The organism is Thalassospira sp. B30-1 (genome assembly GCF_015767575.1).
Lineage (GTDB): Bacteria > Pseudomonadota > Alphaproteobacteria > Rhodospirillales > Thalassospiraceae > Thalassospira > Thalassospira xiamenensis.
Window position 1 is genome coordinate 3896755 of record NZ_CP065232.1, and the last position, 25067, is coordinate 3921821.

Genomic DNA, 25067 nt, shown 5'->3' on the forward strand with positions numbered 1-25067 from the left:
AACGCCGCAGCGCCCCCAATTTGCGCAACAGCAAGAAAATTCTGGCAGAAAGTAATATTTGTACTGAAAATGGTCAAGAAAACCCAACCGGCGCAGTTTTTTACCTTCCGGTTGTCAAGTGAAGCGGATCACCGCCCATTTTCATTGTTTCAGTTCAAAATTATCGCCGCCCCCCTGCCAGACGGATCGCTTCGGGCATGTTGCGCAACCGGCCCATGGCAATGAAACCCAGTAACGGCCCCACCGCCAGCATGGCAAACGCCCCCCACCAGCCAGACGCGTCGGCAATCACCGGCACCAGATGGATGGATCCCAGTGCAATGATAAAGCCGATGGCATTTTGCAGGGTCAACGCTGTTCCGACCTGATGGGGATCGGCCAGCTCGATCACGCAGGATGAAAATTGCGCAGAATCGGCAATCACCGAAATGCCCCAGACGATACAGACAACAATCAGGATCGGGATCGACGCATCGCCAAGCGCACCGGCAACAAGTGCGCAGATGCCACTGATGGCCATCGCCGCCATGGTCACCGTCGTCCGGCCGATCCGGTCGGCCAGCAAACCGCCCGCAAGGCTTCCGAACGCGCCGATACCAACAATCGCAAATGTCAGAAGAGCCGCCCAGATACCGGGATTATCAAATTCCCGCCCGGAAAGCGCCCCATACAGGAACAACCCGATCCAGCCCCACATGGCATACAGTTCCCACATATGCCCGAAATAGCCATAGCACGCATGACGCAATGGTTTGTTCGCCCAGATGTGCCCGACCATACGCGGATCAAATCGCGGGGATTTGCACGGTGTCCCGCCCAGTTTGACAAACAGGATCGCCACACCCGCGATATAGGCCGAAATACTAGCTGCCACGATCACCATGCGCCAATCGAGTGGCACCGCCACCGCAAACAGATGCGGCAGAGCCGACCCCATGGTCAATGCCCCAACCAGCAAGCCGACCAGAAACCCGGTATCACCGCGAGACCAGGTAGCGACCATTTTCATGCCAATGGGGTAAATCCCTGCCATGCAGATACCGGTAATCAGGCGAAGCCCGATCACAACAACCCCGTCGACGGGCACAGCAAGGATCAGGATATTGGCCGTCGCGGCAATGAATGCCGATGCCGCCCAGAAATGCCGCGCTTCGACCCGGTCGGCCAGACCGAAAAAGGCGCTGATCAAAGTCCCCAATACAAACCCCAGCAAGACCGAACTGGTAAACAGGGATGATTGAATGGCACCAAGGTCAAACTCGGCGCGCAATTGCGGCAATACCGCCGTTGCTGAAAACCACAGCGAAAGCGCCATCAACTGGCAAATCGTAATCATGCCAACGGCAAATGGCTTGCCTGCCTGCGCCATGCTTTCCCCTGTAATCATTCAAACTTATGCGCCATCATACATTCCCAAAGGGCGATGAACAGTGTCCCCATGCACAAAACAAAAAAATGCCGCCCGAACGAAGCCGGACGGCATCAAGTTTCCCGAGCGGGAATGAAAAATATCGAAGCCCTCTTGACGGGTCCGGTCCCGTGACGGGACAGCGTCAAAAAGGGTTCTGGCGCTTGCTCAGGAATAGTCGCGCTGGTCGTCGATCACCTTGCCATCATTGGGCAAGCTGCCCGGTGTTGCGATTTCGACCTTGCCGCGCAGCTTGCAGATCGAATGCAGGCTATCCATCACCGCATCGGCACTGAACCCGGCGGCATCGGTTTCACAGGCCAGCGTCATGACATCGACATCATTTTCACGGGTCACGATCAGGCGCGCCTTGCCGATATCAGCATGTCGTTTGACGACCTCCGCAATCTGATGCGGATGAACAAACATGCCTTTGACCTTGGTAGTCTGATCGGCACGGCCCATCCAGCCTTTGATACGCATATTGGTCCGCCCGCACGGGCTTGGTCCGCTTGCAATCGCCGAAAGATCACCGGTGGCAAACCGGATCAGCGGATAATCCATATTAAGGCTGGTAACGACAACCTCGCCCACCTCGCCCTCGGCCACCGGGTCGCCGGTGCCGGGCCGCACGATTTCAAGGATGATGTCCTCGGCAACGATCATGCCGCTTTTGGCATCGCTTTCATAAGCAATCAGCCCCAGATCCGCACTGGCGTAACATTGCAGCATGGCAACACCGCGTTCGGCAAACCAGTCGCGCAACGACGGTGGCAATGCTTCGCCTGAAACAAGTGCACGGGTGATGGATGAAACATCCCCGCCCAGTTCGTCGGCCTTTTCCATCAGGATTTTCAGGAACGACGGCGTCCCTGAATAACCGGTCGGTTTCAGGTCGCTGATCGCCTTGATCTGGGCTTCGGTCTGGCCAACACCGGCTGGGATCACCGCACAGCCACACGCACGTGCGCCGCTGTCAAAAATAAAGCCCCCCGGCGTCAGGTGATAGGATAGGCAGTTATGGATGATATCGCCCGGCCGGAACCCGGCAGCAAAAAACGCGCGCCCCATCCGCCACCAGTCATCCCCCTTGCCTTCGGGATCATAAATCGGGCCCGGACTTTGGAAAATACGGCCAAGGGCCGGAACCGGTGTTGCATTCAACCCGGCAAAGGGCGGGTTTTCCGCCTGCATGGTGATCAGATCGGATTTGCGCGTCACCGGCAATTTTGCCAGTGCCTCGCGACTGTTGATCGTCTGCGGATCAACACCTTCAAGGATACGGCCAAACCCGGCGGCCTTGCTTTTTGCGTGATGAATAACCCGCGGCAATGCCGCCATCAAACCGGTTTCACGGTCTTTGGGGCTTCGGGTTTCACTGGCATCGAAGAAGGTATTGAGCATGATGGCCGGGTCCGTTTTCTGGTCATTGAAAGGCGGCGAACACGTGTTAAAGCCAGCGTTTGCGGCGCTTGTATGATTTGATGTTCTTGAAGCTTTTGCGTTCTTCCGAACCACCGCCAAGATAGAATTCCTTGACGTCTTCGTTGTTCAGAAGTTCGTCACGGGTACCATCCAGAACCACCTTGCCGCTTTCCATGATGTAACCGTAATCGGCAACCTTCAGCGCAAAATTGGCATTCTGTTCCACGATCAGCATGGTAATGCCCTGTTCGCGGTTGATCTTTTCGATGATCCCGAACACTTCTTTCACCAGCAAGGGTGACAGACCCATCGACGGTTCATCAAGCAAAATCATTTTCGGGCGGGCCATCAAGGCCCGGCCGATTGCCAGCATCTGCTGCTCCCCGCCCGAAAGGTAACCTGCAAGTCCGGTCCGTTCGCGTAGGCGCGGGAAATATTCAAACACCATGTCGATATCGTCCTTAACGCCCTTGTCCTTGCGGGTATAGGCGCCAAGCCGAAGGTTTTCGACACAGGTCATGTCTTCGATGATGCGGCGGCCTTCCATGACCTGAAACAGGCCGGAACGCACGATATCCTCGGGATTGCCATTGGCAATCTGCTGCCCCATGAAATTGATATCGCCGCGGGTCACCTTGCCATCCTCGGTCTTGAGCAAACCGGAAATAGCCTTCAGCGTCGTCGATTTCCCCGCACCGTTCGGGCCCAGAAGGGTCACGATCTTGCCTTGCGGGACTTCAAGCGACACCCCGCGCAGGACAAGGATCACCTCGTCATACACGACTTCGATATTATTGACCGACAGCAACGATTCTGCGGTTTCGGTTTTGCGGACCGGCTCTGCCATGGTGTCCCCTTCGATCACGTTCTGATTACATCCCCCGGTGCCGGGGCGGGCGCGCTTTTCGCCACCCCGCCCCGGCACCATCGGGAGACATCCGTCTTCTGACTACGACTTAATAGCCAAGCCAGTCGTCACGGCGCGGCAGGGTCACGGTTGCCGCCTTGGTTACGGTCGGCTCACCGCCTTTGGCACTGCCGTTATAGATATTAACGGTGTTGATGCCGCGATGGTCTTCGGCAGTCCAGGTTGCAGGCATGCAAACGCCTTCAAGACCGGCAGGCACCCAATCCGTACGGGCATACATGCCGGCCTTGATGTTTTCGCCGGTGATGCCGCCATTGGCCTTGGCCCATTCCATGGCTTCTTTCATGTAATAGGCCGAGCAAATGCCGCGGATATAGTGATGGGTGCGGAACTGTTCGCCCGAACTATCGGACATTTTCGAAATTTCGCGCACAAGATCCATGCCCGGTACGCCCTCGTCGGTCCAGAAGCTGGTCATGGCCGGGAAGACATAGTTTTCAACATCACCGATGGTTTTCAGCGTTTCGTAGTCACCTGCCCAGATATTGGCCAGCCATTTCGGGCTTGCACCAACCGTATCGCAGGATTTGACCAGCGAAACGACCGACGGGCCGAGGTTGCCAAGGTAACCATAATTGGTTCCGGCTTCCTTGATCGTCAGGCACTGCGCCTTGAAGTCGCCCGGCTTCATCGAAACGACGACCGGCTCGGTCACGTCAAAGCCAAGTTCGGTTGCGTATTCGGCACAGGCTTCTTTCGGTGCATTCGGATAGGGATGGTTATCCCCGATATGCGAGAAGACCGGTTTGCCCGAACCACCCGATGCTTTCCAATCCTCGGCGGCCCACTGAACCAATGCACGGCAGGCGTCGGAATAGGATGCGCCATAGAAGAAGTTATAAGGTGCCGGTTTCGCGGTTTTCGGGTTTTTGCCGGTCGGGTCGGTCAGATGGCCGGAATAGGACGCGGAATAAACCGGGACCTTGTCCTGGGCCACAAAGCTGATCAGGGCTTCGGTGTCGCCCGTGCCCCAGCCCTGCATGGCGACCATGTTGTTGCGCGAACGCCATTTTTTGTAGTTCGCAATCGCCTGCGGAACCTTATAGGCGTAATCGACCGATTCTGAATCCAGAACCGTCCCGTCAATGCCACCGTGGGTATTGATATACATAAGCGCGTCACGGACACCATCGGCATAGAATTTGCCAATGAACCCGGTCGCCCCGGTGATGTCCATCAGATGACCGACAAAAACCATGTCGTCATCTGCTTTGGCTGCCGAAACCGACAGGCCGGTTGCAACAATCGCTGTCGCAGCAATCAGTCTTTTCATCACGACGTCTCCCTTGGACGTTTTTCTAAACAAAGTAGCCTCCCGGCCTTCGCCGATTTTCGTCCCGATCTTTGTTTTTAAGCGACCGGGTTTCGGCGATATTGATCAGTACGAGAAGGGATAAAGCTTCCAGTACGCCCTGATCTGCTGCCAGCGGTGCGCGAGCCCATCCGGTTCGAAGATCAGGAAAAGGATGATGGCCAGACCGATCGCCATCTCCTTGATATAGGCCAGCCCGTCGGTCACAGCCGTCGAATTGGCCCAGTCGAAAACACTTAAAAGCCCGACACCGTTTTCCATGACTTCGGGCAGCAGAACCATAAAGATGGTCCCCATCAGCGTGCCCTTGACCGAGCCAAGACCGCCAATGATGATCATGCCCAGAAACTGGATCGACAGCAGGATGGTAAAGCCCTCGGCGGAAACGAAGCCAAGGTAATGGCCATACATTGCCCCGCCGATCCCGGCATAGAAGGATGAAATCGCAAAGCTCATCAGACGGTATTTCGTCAGATTGATGCCCATGATTTCCGCCGACAGATAATGATCCCGTACCGCAACAAAGGCGCGTCCGTCACGGGTCCGCATCAGGTTGGTGCCCAGCAAGTACATGATCACTAGGAAGAACAGGCAGACATAGAAGAAGCTGAAATCATCGAGCACTTCATAGCCAAACACATTGACCGGATTTGCCGCCGCCCCATAAGACCCGCCGGTAAACCAGTCAGCCCGGGCAAAAAAATCTTCCAGAATGAACTGGGCGGCCAATGTTGCAATCGCCAGATAAAGGCCCTTGATCCGGGCCGCAGGCAGACCGAACAAAAGCCCGACAGCCGCCGTCATCAGACCGGCCAGCGGGATCGACAGCAAAACCGGAATGCCGGTCGTGTTGTTGATCCAGGCCGATGCAAAGGCACCAAACCCAAAGAATGCCGCATGACCCAATGAAATCTGCCCGGTGAAGCCGACCAGAATATTCAGACCAAGGGCGGCGATGGCAAAGTACGAGATCTGAATGAACAGGTTAACGTAATAGCCGTCCAGAACAAACGGGATCAGCGCGGTTGCGATCACACCCAAAATCGCGGCATTGCGGACAAAGGTGGTATCAAAAATCCGCGTATCCTGTCGGTAGGTGGTGCGAAAATCACCGCAGGGACGCATCGAAAATCCAGCCATAACCTATTACTCCGCCCCTTAGATGCGTTCGATGTCTTTGGTGCCAAACAGACCGTATGGCTTGATGCAAAGAATGATGATCAGCACATAGAACGGTGCGATCGAAAACAGGTTGCCCCAGTGCAGGTACTGACCGTCGACAAACTCGGCGGTGTTTTCCAGAAGTCCGATGATCACACCCCCGACAATCGCACCGATGATTGAATCAAGCCCGCCCAGAATAACCGCCGGGAACACCTTGATCCCGATCACCGAAAGCGCGGATGAAACCCCGTTGACCATCCCGATCACGATACCGGCAACCCCCGATACCAGGGCCGAAATCGCCCAGGACATCGCAAACACGGTTTTCACCGAAATACCAAGGCTTTGCGCGACCTGCTGATCAAAGGCCGTGGCCCGCATCGCAAGGCCCAGCTTGGAATATTTGAAGAACCAGTAGAACGCCGCCATGATCACCAGCGAGATCACGAAACTCATGATATAGGCGGTTTCGATCTGCATCCCCATCAGGTTGACCGACCGTGTTTCAAACACCTGCGGATAGGTCGCCGTGGTCGCACCGAATATCCATTTGGTCGCCGCCTGGAAGAAAATCGAAAGCCCGATCGTCACCATGATCACCGAAATGATCGGCTCGCCAATCATCGGGCGCAGAACCACCATTTGCAAAATGATGCCAAACGCCATCATGAACAGTAATGTAAAGATAAAGCCCAGCCAGAACGGCATATGCATTTCGACAAGGAATGCGTAACAGACCCACGCCCCGATCAACAGGAACTCGCCCTGTGCGAAGTTCACGATCTGGGTCGATTTGTAGATCAGCACGAAACACATGGCGACGACGCCATACAATGTTCCGACAATCAGCCCGTTAAGCAGAAGCTGAAACAGAAGTTCGAAATTCATGTTGCCATCCCTGTAATGGCGGCCCCGCTGCCGATCAGGCAATCGGGGCGCACAGTTTTTATCGCTGCCTTACTCGGCGGCTTTGGGTGCCGTCTTTGCGGCATTGTTCCCGTCCAGATCGACAACCCTGACACTGGTCTGGATGCGGGTTTTTGACCCGTCCTGGAAGGTGATCATGGTGTCGATATCAACCTTGTCATTGCCGGCATAAACCGCATCGATAATGTCGGCATATTTTTCGGCAACCACACTGCGGCGTACTTTGCGCGTGCGGGTCAATTCGCCGTCATCGGCATCAAGTTCTTTATACAGCAGCAGGAAACGCTTGATCCGCTGGGCCTCGGGCAGGGTTTCATTCACCTGCCGAATTTCATCAACGATCATGTCATAAACCTGCGGCTGGGCCGACAGATTGGTATAGTTGGTAAAGGCAATCCCGCGCTGCTCGGCCCATTTGGCCATGATCGAATACCGGATACAGATCATGGTCGACAGGAACGGCAATCCCTTGCCAAGGATGACGGCCTCGGCGATGAATGGCGAGAATTTCAGTTTGTTTTCAATAAATTGCGGCGAGTACCGCACCCCGGTCGATGTTTCCGCCAGATCTTTAAGACGGTCAATCACCACAAGGTGCTGATTGCCTTCCTTAAAGTACCCGGCATCCCCGGTATGCATCCAGCCGTCATGGACATCCTCGTCATAGGACGCCTGATTTTTATAATAGCTGGTGAACATGCCCGATGTCCGGGCAACGATTTCGCCAACCCCGTTTTCATCGGCATTGATGACCCGGATTTCCGAATTATCAAACGCCTTGCCGACCGTATCAAAATCAATGTCGTCGGGCTGATGGATGGTATAGGCCCCGCACAGCTCGGTCTGACCGTAAAGCTGGCGCAACGGAACGCCCATGGCATGAAAGAACTTGAAGGTTTCCGGCCCCATGGCCGCCCCGCCGGTCGCCGCCGAGCGCAAATTGGAAAAGCCCAGCCGGTCCTTAAGCGCATTCATCAGGATCACATCGGCAAATTTCGAATGCCCGCCGTTATCAAGCGCGGTCCGGGCCAAGGCCATGCCGAAATCATACATTTTCTGTTTGAACAGGGTTGAATCCATCATCCGTGCCCGCACATCGGCCGCGATGGATTCCCATACACGCGGCGCCAGCAGGACAAAGTTCGGTCCGATCTCGCGAAGATCGGCCATCATGGTTTCCTGTTCTTCAACAAAATTCACGATCTGGCGGCTGATCAGCGACTGACCGACCACATAAACCTGTTCCATGATCCATGGCAGCGGCAGAACCGAAACATAATCATCCCCGGGATATTTCGGGTCAGCGCGCAAATAGGCTGCGCAATGATCCAAAAAATCACCGGCATTGAGCATCGCCATTTTCGGTTTGGACGTCGTGCCCGATGTGGTGCACAGAATGGCGCATTCATCACCGCGCGTATCAGCCACCATCGCATCATAGGCACCGGGGTCCCTGGCCTCGATCGACCGGCCCAGTTCATAAAGTTTTTCGACATCCATCAACCGCGGATCATCGTATTTCCGCATACCGCGCGGATCGCAGTAAACAATATGCTCAACCGTCGGAATCTGGTCGGCCAGCTCAATCAGCTTGTCACATTGTTCTTCGTCTTCAGCGATCAGAACCCGTGCGCCGGAATAGGTGATCAGATAGGCAACCTCTTCGTGCAGGCTGTCCTGATACAGCCCGACCGACATGGCGCGCAGGGCATGGGCGGCAACTTCGCCCCAAACCCATTCCGGGCGGTTTTCACCGATCAGGCCGATCACATCGCCGGGTTTGATGCCCATGTCGCGCAGGCCAAGCGACATCCACTTGACCCGGTCATTGTAATCTTTCCAGCTAAATTCCTGCCAGATGCCGAATTCCTTTTCGCGCATCGCAACTTCATCGCCCCAATGGCGCGCATTATAGGCCAGCACTTTTGGAAAGGTATCGAGCGCCTGGACATCGGCATATTCCGGGGTATTGCTGCTCATCTTCAGGCCACCTGCTCGTCTTCGTCGGTCACGTCGTCGTCTTCGCCCAGATAGGCTTTTTTGACATGGGCATTGGCCATGACTTCGTCAGGCAACCCTTCGGCAATCTTGCGCCCGAAATCCAGAACCATGACCCGGTTGGAGATATCCATCACAACCCCCATGTCATGCTCGATCATCACCACCGTCATGCCCCATTCTTCATTGAGGTCGATGATAAAGCGCGCCATGTCCTCTTTTTCTTCAAGGTTCATGCCTGCCATCGGTTCATCCAGCAGGATCAGATCAGGGCGCAGCGCCACCGCACGCGCCAGTTCGACCCGTTTGCGAAGGCCATAGGACAGCGTGCCCGCCGTCGCCTTGCGAATATGGGAAATTTCCAGAAAATCAATCACATCCTCGCAGAAACGACGATGTTCAAGCTCTTCCTTCTGCGCCCCGGAAAACCAGTAAAGCGGCCCGGTCAGAAAATTGTTCTTAAGCAGGTGATGCCGCCCGACCATGATATTGTCCAGAACGTTCATATGGCCAAACAGCGCCAGATTCTGGAAGGTACGGCCAACGCCAAGCTCGGCCCGGTCATTGGGCTTAAGCCCCGTGACATCCTGCCCCTTGAAGGACACTGACCCGGTGGTTGGCTGATACCGACCCGAAATGCAGTTCAGCATCGATGTCTTGCCGGCCCCGTTCGGGCCAATGATTGAAAACAGCTCGCCGGGCTGGACGGAAAAGCTGACGTCGCTTAGCGCGCGCACGCCGCCAAACACAAGCGATACGTCGCTGATCTGCAAAATGGGACCCTGTGACGTCATAACGTCGCTTATCCTCCCTGACTTGGGCCGCAGGCACCCCTTTTTCCGGTTGACCGGATTTTAAGGTGGATACCCCGTGCCTCTTGTTCAGTTTCCCTGATGATGTACCGGTTTTTATCTGACCCGGACCTTACGGAAACCGGGCTTGGCACATTTAATACGTATTTAAGTACCAATTTCAGCAAATGACGTCAACGTGTTGCACAGCAACGGATTGACACTTTTCACAAATTCGCGCCGCACAATTTTTGCGTTCTGGTCTGATGAATGCACTTCTACCTATAATTCCGTAAGGTCATCACGACACAACCCGCATACTGAAAGGCTGAAAATTATTGCATCGCAACATTCAGGTTCCTGTTCGCGCTGCACCAACTGTGTTCTGACAAATGCCGAAATTGTCCCCTGTTGCATTCAGGCGATCACCCGATTCGTTCCCCTTCGGACAGGATTTCCCCCAATAGTACAGGCCATCCTCTACATTCGAGTCTTTCCAGATATGGCGGTGATCCTGTGGACTCGCGAATGATCTCCGGGCGGATTTACGGTGTTTTTCACCCGAATCAGATACCTTCTGATTGCCATTACGCGCCAACCATTCACCAATTCGTTGTTATCGCAGGGATTTCAAGAATGACCCTTTTGCGGGTCTGGACTTTCAGGGGGAATTGTGGTGTAACCCCGTGGCACATACATATGTAGCCGTGACCCGCGTCACGAGATACAGATAGCCCACCGCTCGGCGCTCCGACGGTCGGGGTGTCTTGTCACGACAAGCCCTTTAACCACCTTGAGGAGGGTCTGATGTCCATTTGTGGCAAAGACAACCTGCAAACGCGCCGCACGCTGAATGTCGGGGACAAGTCCTACGACTATTACAGCCTTAAAGTTGCTTCCGAAAAAATCGGCGACGTTTCCAAGCTTCCGTTTACGCTGAAGGTCGTTCTGGAAAACCTTCTGCGCTACGAAGACGATTTCACTGTCAAAACCGACGATGTCAAAGCTGTTGTCGAGTGGCTCAAATCCCGTTCGAGCTCGCACGAGATCAACTATCGTCCGGCCCGCGTCCTGATGCAGGACTTCACCGGCGTTCCTGCCGTTGTTGACCTTGCCGCGATGCGCGATGCCGTCGTCAAGATGGGCGGCGACGCCCAGAAGGTGAACCCGCTTTCACCTGTTGACCTCGTCATTGACCACTCGGTCATGATCGACTTCTTTGGCACCGACGACGCACTCGACAAAAACATGGAAGTCGAGTTCGAACGTAACGGCGAACGCTACGAGTTCCTGCGCTGGGGCCAGAATGCGTTCAACAATTTCCGCATCGTTCCGCCGGGGGCTGGCATCTGCCACCAGGTGAACGTCGAACATCTCGCCAAGGTCGTATGGACCGGCAAGGATGATAACGGCAAAACCGTTGCCTACCCCGATACGCTGGTTGGTACCGATTCCCACACCACCATGGTCAACGGCCTTGCCGTTCTGGGCTGGGGTGTTGGCGGTCTCGAAGCCGAAGCAGCCATGCTCGGCCAGCCGATCTCGATGCTGATCCCCGAAGTCGTCGGTTTCAAACTGACCGGCTCGATGAAAGAAGGCATCACCGCAACCGACCTCGTGCTGCGCGTCGTTCAGATGCTCCGCGAGAAGGGCGTTGTTGGCAAGTTCGTCGAATTCTATGGCGACGCGCTGGATCATATGAGCCTGCCGGATCGTGCGACCATCGGTAACATGGCACCGGAATACGGTGCGACCTGTGGCTTCTTCCCGATTGACGATGAAACGCTGAACTATATGCGTAACACCGGTCGTTCCGAAGAACAGATCGCACTGGTCGAAGCATATGCCAAAGAACAGGGCATGTGGCGCGACCCGAGCTTCGAAGCCGAATATACCTCGACCCTTGAACTCGACATCTCGACCGTTGAACCGGCTCTGTCCGGTCCGAAACGTCCGCAGGACCGCGTTCTGCTCAAAGATGCCGTTTCAAGCTTCACCAAGACCTTTGCCGACATGGCACCGGGTGTTGATGCGGATCGTTCTGTTCCGGTTTCGAACGAAAACTTCGCAATGAAAGACGGTAACGTCGTTATTGCCGCCATCACGTCCTGCACCAACACCTCGAACCCGAGCGTGCTGATCGCAGCCGGCCTGCTGGCGAAAAAAGCGGTTGAACTCGGCCTTAAAAGCAAACCGTGGGTGAAAACCTCGCTTGCACCGGGCTCGCTGGTTGTTGCCGACTATCTCGAAAAAGCCGGTCTTCAGACCTATCTCGACAAGCTCGGCTTTAACGTTGCCGGTTTCGGTTGCACCACCTGTATCGGGAACTCCGGTCCGCTGGCCGACCCGATCATCGAGGCAATTGACGGCAACGACATGCTCGTGACCGCCGTTCTGTCGGGCAACCGTAACTTCGAAGGTCGTATCAGCCCGCAGGTCAAGGCAAACTATCTTGCCTCCCCGCCGCTGGTTGTTGCCTATGCCCTTGCCGGTAACCTGAAGGTCGATCTGAACAAAGACCCGATCGGCACCGACAAAGATGGCAAAGACGTCTTCATGAAAGACATCTGGCCGACCAACAAGGAAATCGCGGACACCATCGCATCCTCGATCTCTGCTTCGATGTACAAAGATCGTTATGACAACATCTTTGCCGGCCCGAAACCGTGGCAGGAAATCGAAGTCACCGAAGGCGAAACCTTCGAATGGGATGGCAAATCGACCTACGTCCAGAACCCGCCCTACTTCGTCAATATGGCGAAAGAACCGGGTGCGTTCTCGGAAGTTCATGGTGCACGTCCGCTCCTGATCCTTGCTGACTCCGTGACCACCGACCACATTTCTCCGGCCGGTTCGATCAAGGAAGAAAGCCCGGCAGGTGAATACCTCAAGGCGCACGGCGTTGCGGTTCGTGACTTCAACTCCTATGGCGCACGCCGCGGGAACCACGAAGTCATGATGCGCGGCACCTTTGCCAACATCCGTATCCGCAACGAAATGGCACCGGGCACCGAAGGCGGTGTTTCGGTTCATTACCCGTCCGGCGAACAGGGCTGGGTCTATGATGTTGCCATGCGTTACCAGGCCGAGGGCACCCCGCTGGTTGTCATCGCCGGTAAGGAATACGGCACCGGTTCGTCCCGTGACTGGGCAGCCAAAGGCACCAACCTGCTTGGCGTCAAAGCTGTTCTGGCCGAAAGCTTCGAACGTATCCACCGCACCAACCTGGTCTGCATGGGCGTCCTGCCGTTGCAGTTCAAGAATGGTGAAGGTCGTGCGACTTACAAGCTCGACGGCACCGAAGTCTTCGACGTTCTGGGTATCGGCAACGGTATCAACCCGATGCAGGACGTTACGGTTCGTATCACGCGCAAGGATGGCTCCACCGAAGAGGTCATTGCCACCTGCCGTATCGATACCGAAAACGAAGTCCTTTACTACCAGAACGGCGGCATTCTGCAGTTCGTTCTGCGTAACATGATGAAAGCTGCCTGATTTCGCCTGAAATCAGAAGCCTGCTGAATGCGAAACACCCCCGTCTGTCAAGGACGGGGGTGTTTTTGCGTGGAACGCATCTTTAAATTGCGACAAACCCAAACCACATATATCCATTGATTTATAACAAGTCAGCCGTCCCGACGATTTGATAGGGATGGGTCCTGACTCTAACCAATAATGCCCGCAAACCGGGCACCTGACAGGATTTGGACAGCAACAGGTTATCATGACGCGCCCCAGTTTTGCCGATGGCAATACCACCCACCTGACTGTAGGTACGATTTCCCCCGGCATCGTGTTGCGTTGCGGGCCGGAAACCGCGATTGGTCAGGCCATCGACATGATGCGCGAAGCCAATTGCAGCTCCATCATCGTGACACAGGATCACCTGCCGATCGGAATCTGGACGGAAAAGGATTGCCTGTCCCTGCCCGCCGACTGCGAAGCCACCCTGAACGAGCCGATATCGAAATGGATGTCGGCCCCGGTTCACAGCATATCGGTCCATGCCACGCCCGAGGCCGCCATCATCCGTATGCGCGAACGCCATGTCCGTCATCTGGTCAGCGTGGATGCGGAAAACCGCCTTGCCGGAATCATCAGCCAGTCTGACCTGATCCGCCAACAGGGCAGTTGGCGCAAACTGGGCGATGGGGATGTCGGGGCCGCCATCCGCCGCACGACAATCTTTGTCGATGGCGATATCCCGATGTCGGAACTGCGCGCGCGCATGCATGATGCCAAATGCGATTGTGCGATTGTCTATGATCCGTCGGTCGCGACCGACCCGGTTTCGATGCTTGATCACACCGGGATCATTACCGAACGCGATATCCTGCGCAATCTTGCCAATGGCGATCACGCAACACCGGCCATCGAAATTGCCAGCCGTCCGCTGCGTGTCATTTCCGCCAAGTCCAGCCTGAACAACGCCCGCGACACGATGCTGGCCCAACATATCCGCCATCTTGCGGTCATTGATGAAACCGGCAATGTCATCGGTGTTCTGTCATTCGCCGATCTGCTGGAATTCATCGAACAGGATTACTTCGCCCATCTCAGGTCCGTGATGGAGGGCCGCGATGTCGAACTGACCAAGGCCCGCCGGTCGCTGTTTCTGGCAGACAAGATCATTGAAACATCGCCGGACGGGATCATGGTCTGTGCCGCCGATGGCACGATCGAACTGGTCAATCCGGCCTTCACCCGGGTCACGGGTTACAACGCATCGGACGTGATCGGCAAAAACCCCAATATCCTGCAATCGGGTCGTCAGTCTCGCGAATTTTACACCTCGATGTGGCGCGATATTCAACAGCACGGCAAATGGGAAGGCGAAATCTGGAACCGCCGCAAATCCGGCGAAATTTATCCCGAATGGCTGTCGATCATCGCGATCCGTGATGCCGATGGCCAGATCAGCCAGTATGCCTCGATCTTTACCGACATCAGCGAACGCAAGAAAAACCGCGAAGACATTCTGCGGCTTGCCCATATTGACGAACTGACCGGCTATCCCAATCGCCGCCGGTTCCTTGAACTGCTGGCCCACGGCATCGGCGAGTCCCGCCGCAAGGGAACCCGCCTGACGATCCTGCTGCTCGATATCGATAATTTCCAGCGGGTGAACAACACACTGGGACACAGTGACGGTGACGACGTTCTGGTCGAAGTTGCCCGTCGGCTGCATCGCCGTCTGGATCAGGGGGGTGTTCTGGCGCGTGTTGGTGCGGATGAATATGCCATTCTGCTTTCGGGGGGGACTTCCGCCGATGATGATGCCGCACTGGCCGATGATCTTTTAAAAGCGTTAAACCAACCGCACCTGACCAGCAAGGGACAGGAAATCTATATTTCGGCCAGCATCGGCATCGCATCCTTCCCGCACGACGCCAACGATACCGCCAATCTTTTGCGCAATGCCGAAATTGCGATGATGCATTCCAAGGAACAGGGCCGAAACCGGTTCAGCCGCTATAACCGCGCCAGTCATTCACGCAGCGATGCCGACCTTGCCCTTGAAAGTGCCCTGCGTCAGGCGCTGGATCGCGATGAATTTCATCTGGTCTATCAACCGCAATTCGAAGCCCGCACCGGCAACCTGCACGGCGTCGAAGCCCTGTTGCGCTGGAACCATCCGCAACGGGGGGCGATCCCCCCCTCGGTCTTTGTTCCGGTAGCCGAGGAAATGGGCGTGATCGGCGAACTGGGGCGCTGGGTATTGCGTCACGCCTGCCGTCAGGCGGTCGCATGGCGTGAAAAGGGCCTGCACAACGTCACGATGGCGGTGAATGTCTCGGTCCAGCAATTCTATGGCACCATTGATCTTGCCGAACAGATCAGAACCATTCTGGTCGAAAAGGGCATGGCGGCAGACCGGCTGGAAATAGAAATCACCGAAAGCCTGTTCATGCAGAATATCGAAGAAATGCGCGCCAACATGCAGCGCATTCGCGATCTGGGCGTCAAAATCGCACTCGATGATTTTGGCACCGGTTTTTCCAGTCTCAGCTACCTGCGCAAACTGCCGTTTGACACGATCAAGATGGATCGCAGTTTTGTCGACGACATCAATCAGGGACGCGAAGGCAGTGCGCTTGCGATCACCATCCTGAATATGGCGCAGAACCTGCACAAAAAATGCGTCGCCGAAGGTGTCGAAACCAACGCGCAGCTCAAACTGCTGCGCGATGCCGGATGCGATTACATACAGGGATACCTTCTGGGCAAACCGATGTGCGCTGATGAAATCCTCACCCTGTCTCAGCAAAGACCGGCCGAAGCCTCCTGATCCGGTTTGATCCCCAGCAAAAAGGGCGGGGAAATTCCCCGCCCTTCGCATGTCTTCTGCTGTGAAAAAAGCGGCCTAAAGCACGCCAAGTCCCTTCAGCAGAATGAAGGCAATCGCAAGCGGTGCGATGAACTTCACGATAATGCCCCAGCCATTGATCCAGAACGGCACCACGCCATTATGGGCGGCAATATCTTCCTTGGCCTTGCCCCAGACAACCCAGCCGACAAACAGCGAGATGAACAGGCCACCAATCGGCAGCAGCAATTTCGAGCTGACATAATCCATCAGATCAAAGAAGCCGAGGCCAAAGATCTTGAACTCGCCCATAAGCCCCATCGACAGCGAGGACGGAATCCCCAGCAGGAAGATGATCACCCCCACCGTGATCGATGCCCATTTGCGGCTGATGCCACGGTCATCAACGAAATAGGCAACAACCACCTCAAGGATCGAAACCGCCGACGTCAATGCCGCAATACCCAGCAACAGGAAGAACATGAACGCAAAGATCGACCCCATCGGCATATGCGCAAACACCGCTGGCAACGTAATAAAGGTCAGCCCCGGACCGGCACTTGGATCAAAGCCGAATGCAAACACGGCTGGCAGGATCAAAAGACCGGCCATGACCGCAACCGACGTATCAAGCAGCGTCACCCAACCGGCCGAACTGGCGATATTTTCCTTTTTGCTCAGATACGAGCCATAGGTAATCATCGCCCCCATCCCAAGCGAAAGCGAGAAGAACGCCTGCGAAAGCGCTTCCGATACCGTTGCCCATGTCACTTTGGAAAAGTCCGGCGACAGCAGGAAGGCAATGCCTTCGCCCGCACCCGGCAGGGTCACGGAACGCACGATCAGCACCAGCAACAACGCAAACAGGGCCGGCATCAAAATCTTTGACGCACGTTCAATACCCGAACCAACACCCGCCAGGACGACAAAAACCGTCAACGCCATGAAGATCGCATGATAGATCAGCGGCGAAACCGGATCGGCAATGAACCCGCCAAAGATGCTGCCCAATGCGGCCGGATCTTCAATCGCCAGCGCCCCGGTGATCGATTTGACCATATAGGAAATCGTCCAGCCGGCGACGACACTGTAAAATGACAGGATGATAAAGGCAGCCGCAACACCACAAAGCCCCACCAGCGGCCATGCACCGCCCTTGAGCTTTGCAAACGCGCCAATGGCGTTCTTTGCCGTCATCCGGCCAATGACCATTTCAGCCAGCATGACCGACAGGCCAATGGTGAAAACCAGCGCCAGATAAATCAGCAAGAAGGCACCACCGCCATTCTCGCCCGCCATATAGGGAAACTTCCAGATGTTGCCCAGCCCCACCGCCGACCCAGCAGCCGCCAGGATAAAGCCGAGGCGTGACCCCCAATGCTCTCGTTTAATCATTGCCTGCAAACCTTTCTTGGACTGGCATCCGCGGTAAGTCGCTCCCGCCGCAGTGCCGGTTCCTCATTTTTCTCTATAAACGCAAAGGTGATTTCACCTCACGCATTCCGTGAAGACCTTTTGCCTCCTTTCGGAATTGACCGGAGCTAATAACACCGATCTCCCGAAATCTCCTGTCTAAATTGCCGTGTTTTGCGCAAAAATCGGTCGTTTTGGCGCAAACGGACCTTTCAACGCCTTGTGATTGGTGGTTGATAGGCATTTTGGGGCATCATCCATCCATGAAACAGCTTCGCCCCATTATCTTCATGCTTGGAACCGCGTTCATGGGTGGTTTATCGCTGGCACATGCTGGCGAGTCCACGTCACCCCGCGCCGTGATCGAGCTTTACACATCCGAAGGATGCAATTCCTGCCCTCCGGCGGATCGTGTTCTTTACGAATTAAATCAGGAACATGGTGACCTTCTTGCCCTGTCGTTTCATGTCGATTACTGGAACTATCTGGGCTGGGAAGATCCGTTTTCCAGTGCGGCCAATACCGAACGGCAACGCGAATATGCTGGTCGCATGCGTGAACGCTATGTCTATACCCCGCAGGTCGTGATCAACGGCGATCAGGTCGTTCGCGCCACCGACAAAGGCCGAATCGTCACCACCAGCAATGAAACGACCCCGCTTCGGGAATGGGCGGAACTGGCCCTGCTATCAGATAATCGAACCAGCCCCGCCAGTGGCAAATTAAAGCTCGGCATGCTCAATACCCCGCCTGCCGGGCAGTCCTATCAGCTTTGGCTGATCGGGTTTGATCGCGAACAGGCACGCGATGTCCGGTCTGGCGAAAATGCCGGGCGGCGTCTGGTTCATGCCAATGTCGTGCGCGAAATGATCGATCTTGGGCAGTGGGACGGCAAGCCGCGCGAACTTGATTTCGCCCTGAACCAGCCTTGCGACGGTGGTGTCGCGGTCCTTGTGCAGGAAGGCCGCGGCGGCCCGGTTCGAAGTGCCTCGGTCATCCGCTTCTGATCTGCTATCGCTTTGCCCGCGCCGCAGCCGATTTTTGATCGCTGCGGCGTTTCGCGTCTTTTTGGATTGATTTGAAACAATGTCATCACATCCAATGTCGGATAAAGCATGATTAATGACGTCGGGCGCGGTATAGAAAAAGCGCATCCGGCATGAATTCCGACAGTCAAACGAGTTAGATGACAGTTTTTACCGGTTCTGATCTGACCTGTCTGCGTGGCGAACGTCTGGTCTTTGGCGATCTTTCCTTTAGCGCCAATACCGGCGATGCCGTGATGCTGCGCGGTCGCAATGGTGCAGGAAAATCAAGCCTTTTGCGCCTGATGGCGGGCCTCATGGCCCCGCGCCGCGGCACCATCCGCTGGCAGGGTGACGATATCGCCGATGATAAAATCGGCCATCGCGCGCGCCTGCATTACCTTGGTCATCAGGACGCGATCAAACCGGTCCTGACCGTTCGCGATAATCTGCGCCTGTGGGCCGAACTGCGCGGTATTTCCGATATTGATGCCGAAATCGATCAGGCGCTTCGCGCCCTTGATATTCATCACCTTGGCAAAACCGCCGGGCGATATCTTTCAAGTGGTCAAAAACGCCGCACCGCCCTTGCCCGTATCCTGCTGGGCCAAAGCGACCTTTGGCTGCTCGACGAGCCGACCGTTGGCCTTGATCGCGAAAGCTGTGCCGAACTGGCGCGTCTGATCGCCGAATTCCGGGCCAAAGGCGGCATCGTGATTTATTCCACCCATGTCGATCTGGATATCGCGGCACCGATCATCCTTGATCTTGATCCGTTTGCCATCCCGATGATGGAATGGCTGATCGAACATGATGATGAAGATGCCAACCAGCATCTCTCACTCGACATGGATCAAGGCAGAACGACGGAGGCCGCGATATGAATGCCTTTGTCGCCATCCTGCGTCGTGATTTGCGATTGGCCCTGCGTCAGGGTGCGGATTCCGTGATGGTGGTTGCCTTCTTTATCGTAACCACCACCCTGTTTCCGTTCGGTGTCGGCCCCGAAGCCAATATTCTGGCGCGCATTGCATCGGGTGTGATCTGGGTCTCGGCCCTGCTGGCGGCCATGCTGTCACTCGAACGTGTCTTTCAGACCGATTACGAGGATGGCACGCTGGAATTGCTGACCCTGTCGCCTGCACCGCTGGAATTGCTGGTTCTGGGCAAGGTGTGCGCCCATTGGCTGACGACCGGCCTGCCGCTGATTATTGCGGCACCCGTGATGGCCGTGATGCTCAATATGGATCAGGATGGCTTTGGCACCCTGATGATCGCCATGCTGATCGGCACACCGGCACTCAGCCTGATCGGGGCGATTGGTGCGGCACTGATTTTGGGGGCACGACGCGGCGGTGTGCTGGTGTCATTGCTGGTCCTGCCACTATATATACCGGTACTGATTTTCGGTGCCGGTGCGGTCGAGGCCGCATTGCTTGGCATTTCCGCCCAGGCACAGTTACAGATCATGGGGGCGATCCTGTTACTGTCTTTGGCTGCCGCCCCGTTTGCCACGGCCCATGCCATCCGGCAGGCCGTGGAATAACTTAAAACAGACGACCTTCGGCGGCATCGCCGCAAACGGACGAGAGAAAATGCATCGTTTCGCCAAACCAAGCGTGTTTCTGAAACTGACCGGGGCCATGATGCCCTGGGTGGTCGCGCTGACCGTCATTCTGACCGCCGCCGGGCTTTATCTGGCCCTGATCGGATCGCCGGTTGACTATCAGCAGGGCAACACCGTCCGCATCATGTATATCCACGTGCCCGCGGCATGGATGGGACTGTTCTGTTATGTCGGCATGGCTCTTTGCGGGGCCATGAGCCTGATCTGGAAACATCCGCTTGCCGATATCTGCGCGCGCGCCACCGCACCGGTTGGCGCAACATTCACCGCCCTTACGCTTGTTACCGGGTCGCTTTGGGGCGAACCGATGTGGGGAACATGGTGGGTGTGGGATGCGCGTCTGACATCAATGCTGATCCTGCTGTTCCTCTATCTTGGCTATATCGCGCTTGTGAATGCCTTTGACGATCCCGAACGCGGATCAAAGGCCGGATCGGCCCTGGCACTGGTGGGCGCGATCAATGTGCCGATCGTCAAATTTTCCGTCGACTGGTGGAATACCCTGCATCAACCGGCATCGGTTGCCCGCATGGGCGGGCCCAGCATCGATCCCAGCATGCTCGCCCCGCTTCTGATCATGGCCTTTGCCTTCACCGGTTATTATTTCATCGTTCTGGTGCTGCGCGTTCGCCTTGAACTCAACCAGCGGCGCATCCGTGCGCTTCAACTCAGCGGCCTGTTTGACGAACGCCCCGTTGCCAGCGGCGATCATGACGAACTCGCCTATGATCAGGGTCACAACGCCGGAGCCAGCAAATGAACGAATTCTTCTCAATGGGCGGCTATGGCAGCTATATCTGGGCCAGTTACGGTATCGCAGCCCTTGCGATGATCATTCTTCTGATCATGACCCTGCGTGGCCTTCGTCAAAGCCAGACCGAACTTGATCAGCTTGAAACTGTTCTGAAAGCTCGCCGTCCCAGACGTGCCCGCACAACAGACCAGTCCCCGACTTCCTGAGCCCAAGCCTTCCTGAGCGGAGAATATCAAAGTGTCTCTTTCGCGTGCCAAATCCCGCAAACGTCAACGCATGTATATCGTCATGGCTGCCCTTCTGGCGGTCGGGGCGGCGGCTGCCTTGGCCCTTACGGCATTTGAAGATTCGGTTGTGTTCTTCTTCAGCCCGACCGAAATCGCCGAAAAATCGCCGATTGATCCCGATCAGCGCCTGCGCGTCGGCGGCCTCGTCGAAGAAGGATCGCTTAAAAAACTCGGCGGCGGTGAAACCGTCACCTTTATCGTCACCGACATGGCAAATGCGGTCACCATTTCCTATACCGGCATCCTTCCCGACCTGTTCCGCGAAGGCCAGGGCGTCGTCGCCGAGGGCCATATGGGTTCCGAGGGCCAGTTCATCGCATCCGAAGTTCTGGCCAAGCATGATGAAAACTACATGCCGCCCGAGGTCGCTGACTCATTGAAAAAAAGCGGTTATTGGGAAGAAATCGAAGCCCGCAACGCCGAAGAGATGCGTAATTAAGCCACATTCTGCCATCATAAAAACCTCATATTGAAGCCATCAAAGCGGCATTAAACTGGGTGGATGCCTTGCTGTTTGACAGCAGGGGCTGAGTGGTGTTCGTTTGGTGAACACCACATATCGGGGAAATCTGAAGAACGCATGATCGCAGAGTTTGGACATTTTGCCCTTATCCTGATTCTTGCATTGGGAACCTGTCAGGCCGTCCTGTTCTGTCCGGCCCTGTTTCGCGCAAGCTATCGCGCGCTCGGCCCGACAACGACAATGACACCGGCAATTGCCGGCGGAACCTTGCCAGATGGACTGACCGGCAATATCCGGACTTCCGAAAATGTCGGTTTCGGTGTCTGGCCCCTGCCCTTTGCCATGTGCGTTCTGGCAATCATTGCCGAAGCCGCCCTGATCCATTCCTTTATTGTCAGTGATTTTACCCTGCCCGTGGTGGCCGATTACAGTCATTCATCTACCCCGATGATTTACCGTATCGGTGCCTCCGTCATCTCCGATAGCGGCGCCATGCTGTTCTGGGTTGCGACCAGCACACTGGCGACACTGATATACGCGCTGCAAAGCATTGCGCGCGGCGTTACCGAACAGGATCGTGTCGCCCTTGGTATCCTTGGCATCATTGTCGCCCTTCTGGCGGCGGTAACAATCATTGACGCCGATCCGTTTATCCGGTCGGGCATCGCACCGCTTGACGGCAACGGTCTTGATCCGGAATTGCAGGACCTTGCCGGTATGGCACGCGGGCCGATCCTGTATGCCGGTCTTGCCGGATTATCGGTGATTTTCGCGGTGACCTTTGCCGCACTGCCGGGTGCGAAGCTTGACCGTGCATGGTCGGAACAACTGCGCCCGTGGACGATGATTTCCTGGACATTGCTGGGCGGTGCCATCGCCATCAACGCCTACCGTGCTTATACCGAACAGGCATGGGGCAACTGGTGGTACTGGGATACATCCGAAAATGCATTATTGCTACCCTGGCTGTTGACCACGGCATTCCTGCATTGTCGGGCCGTTCTTGAAAAAACCGAAACCCTGAAACCCTGGACGGCTCTTTTGGCGCTGTCGGCCTTTGCTGCCGGCTGGTTCGGGACATTCCTCGTACGCTCCGATCTATTGGGTCCGTTGCCAACCGCCCTGCTCAGCAGCGGCGACGCTGTTGCCCTTCTGGTTGCCTTCTGCGTTCTGTTTGGCGGGGCCTATTTCATGTTCTGGCGGTGCGCGACCGACATGATCGATGACAAGGACTTCTCGCTGGTATCGCGCGAAAGCGGCATGTTCCTCAACAGTGTGATGCTCTCGGTTGCGGCGGCCACCGTTCTGATCGGCACCATTTATCCGCTGTTCCTGCGCTGGCTGGGCGGCGATATCATCACGGTTGGCCCACCGTTCTTTGTTCAGGCCCTGATCCCGATCGGTTTGCCGCTTCTGTTTCTGATGGGCTTTGCCCCGACGCTGCGCTGGCGCAAGGACGAGGCATGGCAGATCGGGCGGCGGATGAAGCTGGCCGCCATGATGTCGCTGATCGTGATCCTGTTTGTCTGGATGCGCTTTATCGATGCGTCTCCCCTGCCATTGCTCGGGATCGGTCTTGCGGCCTGGGTCTTTACCGCCGCCCTTGGTGATCTTTGGGAACGCCTGTGGCGTCAACCCGACCACGGCGAAGGCAAATACCGCAATCTCCAGCTTCTTGGCCCCCGCTATCTCAGCATGACCTTTGCCCATATCGGGATCGCCATCCTGATCGCCGGGGGATCGGCCAGTGCCATCTGGGAACAGCAGATATCGCTTTCGGCGCGCACCGGACAAAGTATTCAGATCGGCCCCTATAACCTGCAATACGAAGGTGTGGCGCTGCTGCCCGGTGAAAACTTCGCCACCCGCAAGGCGACCTTCATCATCTATCGCAACGCCCAGCCGGTCGCCGAACTGTTCCCCGAAGTCCGCTATTATCCGATCCGCGGCATCGAAACCAAGGAAGCCGATATCTGGCATGGACGCGATGGGGATTTGCATGTTTCCGTTGGCGAACGGGCCGAAGATGGCGGGCGTGTCGTGACCGTCCGGTTCCTGCCAATGATGCCCTGGGTTTGGGGCGGAATGTTACTGATGCTGATCGGCGGTGCTATCAGTATCTGTACGCGCATTATCCTGCGCTATAAGAAAAACGGAGTTCCCGCTTCATGAGATTCTGGATCGCAGTCATCCCGCTGGTACTCTTTGCTGCTCTTGCCGGTGTCTTTCTGACGAATATTGGTAAAGATACATCTGTTGTGCCGTCGGCCTTGCTGGGTAAACCGGCACCCGATTTCCAGTTGCCCCCATTGCCAGGCCGTGACCGCGGATTGTCACGCGCCGATATATCCAAGGGCGAGGTGTCGGTTCTGAACGTGTTCGCCAGCTGGTGCATTCCATGTCGTGCGGAACATCCGCTCATCAAGCGCCTCGCGCGTGAGGCTGACGTTCCGGTTTATGGCCTGAACTACAAGGAAAAAGACCCGCAGGACGGTGTCAACTGGCTGGATGAACTTGGCGATCCCTATGCCGCGGTCGGGATGGATTTATCCGGGCGAACCGGTATTGATTTCGGGGTCTATGGCGTGCCGGAAACCTTTATTATCGATGGCACCGGTCAGATCCGGTACAAACATGTCGGGCCCATCTCAAATCAGGTTCTTGAAGAAGTCTTGCTGCCAAAGATTGCGGAGTTAAAAGGATGATCCGTCGAAATTGTTCACTGTTCGCGGCCCTTGTCATTCTGCTGGGCCTGCATACGGCCCCGGCTCTTGCCGTCAATCCCGACGAGATGCTGACCAATCCCAAGCTTGAAGAACGCGCGCGCGACATCAGTCAGGGCTTGCGCTGTCTGGTCTGTCAAAACCAGTCTATTGACGATTCCGATGCCGATCTGGCCCGTGATCTGCGCATTCTGGTGCGCGAACGTCTGGTGGCTGGCGACAGCAACGAAGAAGTCGTTGATTACATCGTCGAACGCTATGGCGATTATGTTCTGCTGAACCCGCCGCTGAAACCCGAAACCTACATCCTGTGGATCAGCCCGGCCGTTCTGGCATTTCTGGCCCTGATTGCGGTGATCGCCTTTTACCGCCGCAAACAGCGCGAAGACGGTGCAGGCCCGAAATCGCTTTCCAATCAGGAACAGAAGCGGCTTGATGAAATCCTTGGCACGTCACAGGATCGCTCTTAACGATGCAGTTTGGCCGCCCCGCATATAGTATTCTCCCGTCGCGAG

Annotated in this window: 20 protein-coding genes; 11 read left to right on the forward strand and 9 right to left on the reverse strand. The window is 56.0% G+C overall.

Annotation, left to right across the window (positions count from 1 at the left end):
* Positions 1–160 precede the first annotated feature (160 nt).
* The 8 genes from IT971_RS18335 to IT971_RS18370 form a co-directional block, all read right to left on the reverse strand.
* Positions 161–1387 (reverse strand): MFS transporter, encoded by a 1227-nt coding sequence (locus tag IT971_RS18335; RefSeq protein ID WP_223304868.1) that lies wholly within the window; start codon positions 1385–1387, stop codon positions 161–163.
* Between the two features lie 189 nt (positions 1388–1576).
* Positions 1577–2812 (reverse strand): phenylacetate--CoA ligase family protein, encoded by a 1236-nt coding sequence (locus IT971_RS18340; protein WP_065701801.1) that lies wholly within the window; start codon positions 2810–2812, stop codon positions 1577–1579.
* A 46-nt stretch (positions 2813–2858) separates the two neighbouring features.
* Positions 2859–3680: an ABC transporter ATP-binding protein gene (locus tag IT971_RS18345; RefSeq protein ID WP_139190050.1), complete on the reverse strand. Its 822-nt coding sequence runs from the start codon at positions 3678–3680 to the stop codon at positions 2859–2861.
* 109 nt (positions 3681–3789) lie between these two features.
* Positions 3790–5034, reverse strand: a complete 1245-nt coding sequence (locus IT971_RS18350; RefSeq protein ID WP_065701802.1) for an ABC transporter substrate-binding protein — start codon at positions 5032–5034, stop codon at positions 3790–3792.
* Between the two features lie 105 nt (positions 5035–5139).
* Complete coding sequence (locus tag IT971_RS18355; RefSeq protein WP_037987222.1) at positions 5140–6213, reverse strand: branched-chain amino acid ABC transporter permease; 1074 nt, start codon at positions 6211–6213, stop codon at positions 5140–5142.
* Positions 6214–6231: 18 nt separating this feature from the next.
* Positions 6232–7125: a branched-chain amino acid ABC transporter permease gene (locus IT971_RS18360; protein WP_037987219.1), complete on the reverse strand. Its 894-nt coding sequence runs from the start codon at positions 7123–7125 to the stop codon at positions 6232–6234.
* Between the two features lie 69 nt (positions 7126–7194).
* Complete coding sequence (locus IT971_RS18365; RefSeq protein WP_065701803.1) at positions 7195–9144, reverse strand: long-chain fatty acid--CoA ligase; 1950 nt, start codon at positions 9142–9144, stop codon at positions 7195–7197.
* Positions 9145–9146: 2 nt separating this feature from the next.
* Complete coding sequence (locus IT971_RS18370) at positions 9147–9956, reverse strand: ABC transporter ATP-binding protein (RefSeq protein ID WP_065701804.1); 810 nt, start codon at positions 9954–9956, stop codon at positions 9147–9149.
* An 804-nt stretch (positions 9957–10760) separates the two neighbouring features.
* Between IT971_RS18370 and acnA the strand changes: the two genes are divergently transcribed.
* Both acnA and IT971_RS18380 read left to right on the forward strand, forming a co-directional pair.
* The gene (gene acnA / locus IT971_RS18375) at positions 10761–13448 is read left to right on the forward strand and encodes an aconitate hydratase AcnA (protein ID WP_065701805.1); all 2688 of its coding nucleotides are present in this window, start codon (positions 10761–10763) and stop codon (positions 13446–13448) included.
* Positions 13449–13677: 229 nt separating this feature from the next.
* Positions 13678–16242, forward strand: coding sequence for an EAL domain-containing protein (locus tag IT971_RS18380; RefSeq protein ID WP_065701806.1), 2565 nt, complete (start codon positions 13678–13680; stop codon positions 16240–16242).
* Between the two features lie 75 nt (positions 16243–16317).
* Here IT971_RS18380 and IT971_RS18385 read toward each other — a convergent pair whose 3' ends face one another.
* A complete protein-coding gene (locus IT971_RS18385; RefSeq protein WP_007090220.1) occupies positions 16318–17655 on the reverse strand; it encodes a sodium-dependent transporter in 1338 nt (445 codons plus the stop codon).
* Positions 17656–17936: 281 nt separating this feature from the next.
* Here IT971_RS18385 and IT971_RS18390 point away from each other — a divergent pair, with 281 nt between their 5' ends.
* From IT971_RS18390 to IT971_RS18430, 9 genes are all read left to right on the forward strand, one after another.
* On the forward strand, positions 17937–18680 hold the full coding sequence (locus tag IT971_RS18390) for a thioredoxin family protein (RefSeq protein ID WP_065701807.1): 744 nt from the start codon (positions 17937–17939) through the stop codon (positions 18678–18680).
* A gap of 179 nt (positions 18681–18859) precedes the next feature.
* Positions 18860–19582, forward strand: a complete 723-nt coding sequence (ccmA, locus tag IT971_RS18395; RefSeq protein WP_007090222.1) for a heme ABC exporter ATP-binding protein CcmA — start codon at positions 18860–18862, stop codon at positions 19580–19582.
* Positions 19579–20244, forward strand: a complete 666-nt coding sequence (gene ccmB / locus IT971_RS18400) for a heme exporter protein CcmB (protein ID WP_007090223.1) — start codon at positions 19579–19581, stop codon at positions 20242–20244. The genes ccmA and ccmB overlap by 4 nt, the downstream gene beginning before the upstream one ends.
* Positions 20245–20293: 49 nt before the next feature.
* Complete coding sequence (locus IT971_RS18405; protein WP_037987206.1) at positions 20294–21085, forward strand: heme ABC transporter permease; 792 nt, start codon at positions 20294–20296, stop codon at positions 21083–21085.
* A complete protein-coding gene (gene ccmD, locus IT971_RS18410) occupies positions 21082–21285 on the forward strand; it encodes a heme exporter protein CcmD (protein WP_007090225.1) in 204 nt (67 codons plus the stop codon). Before IT971_RS18405 ends, ccmD begins: the two co-directional genes overlap by 4 nt.
* A 31-nt stretch (positions 21286–21316) precedes the next feature.
* Complete coding sequence (gene ccmE / locus IT971_RS18415) at positions 21317–21805, forward strand: cytochrome c maturation protein CcmE (protein WP_007090226.1); 489 nt, start codon at positions 21317–21319, stop codon at positions 21803–21805.
* 141 nt (positions 21806–21946) lie between these two features.
* Positions 21947–24001: a heme lyase CcmF/NrfE family subunit gene (locus tag IT971_RS18420; protein WP_065701808.1), complete on the forward strand. Its 2055-nt coding sequence runs from the start codon at positions 21947–21949 to the stop codon at positions 23999–24001.
* Positions 23998–24534, forward strand: coding sequence for a DsbE family thiol:disulfide interchange protein (locus IT971_RS18425; protein WP_007090228.1), 537 nt, complete (start codon positions 23998–24000; stop codon positions 24532–24534). The genes IT971_RS18420 and IT971_RS18425 overlap by 4 nt, the downstream gene beginning before the upstream one ends.
* Complete coding sequence (locus tag IT971_RS18430) at positions 24531–25022, forward strand: cytochrome c-type biogenesis protein (protein WP_063094197.1); 492 nt, start codon at positions 24531–24533, stop codon at positions 25020–25022. Before IT971_RS18425 ends, IT971_RS18430 begins: the two co-directional genes overlap by 4 nt.
* The last annotated feature ends 45 nt before the right edge of the window (positions 25023–25067 follow it).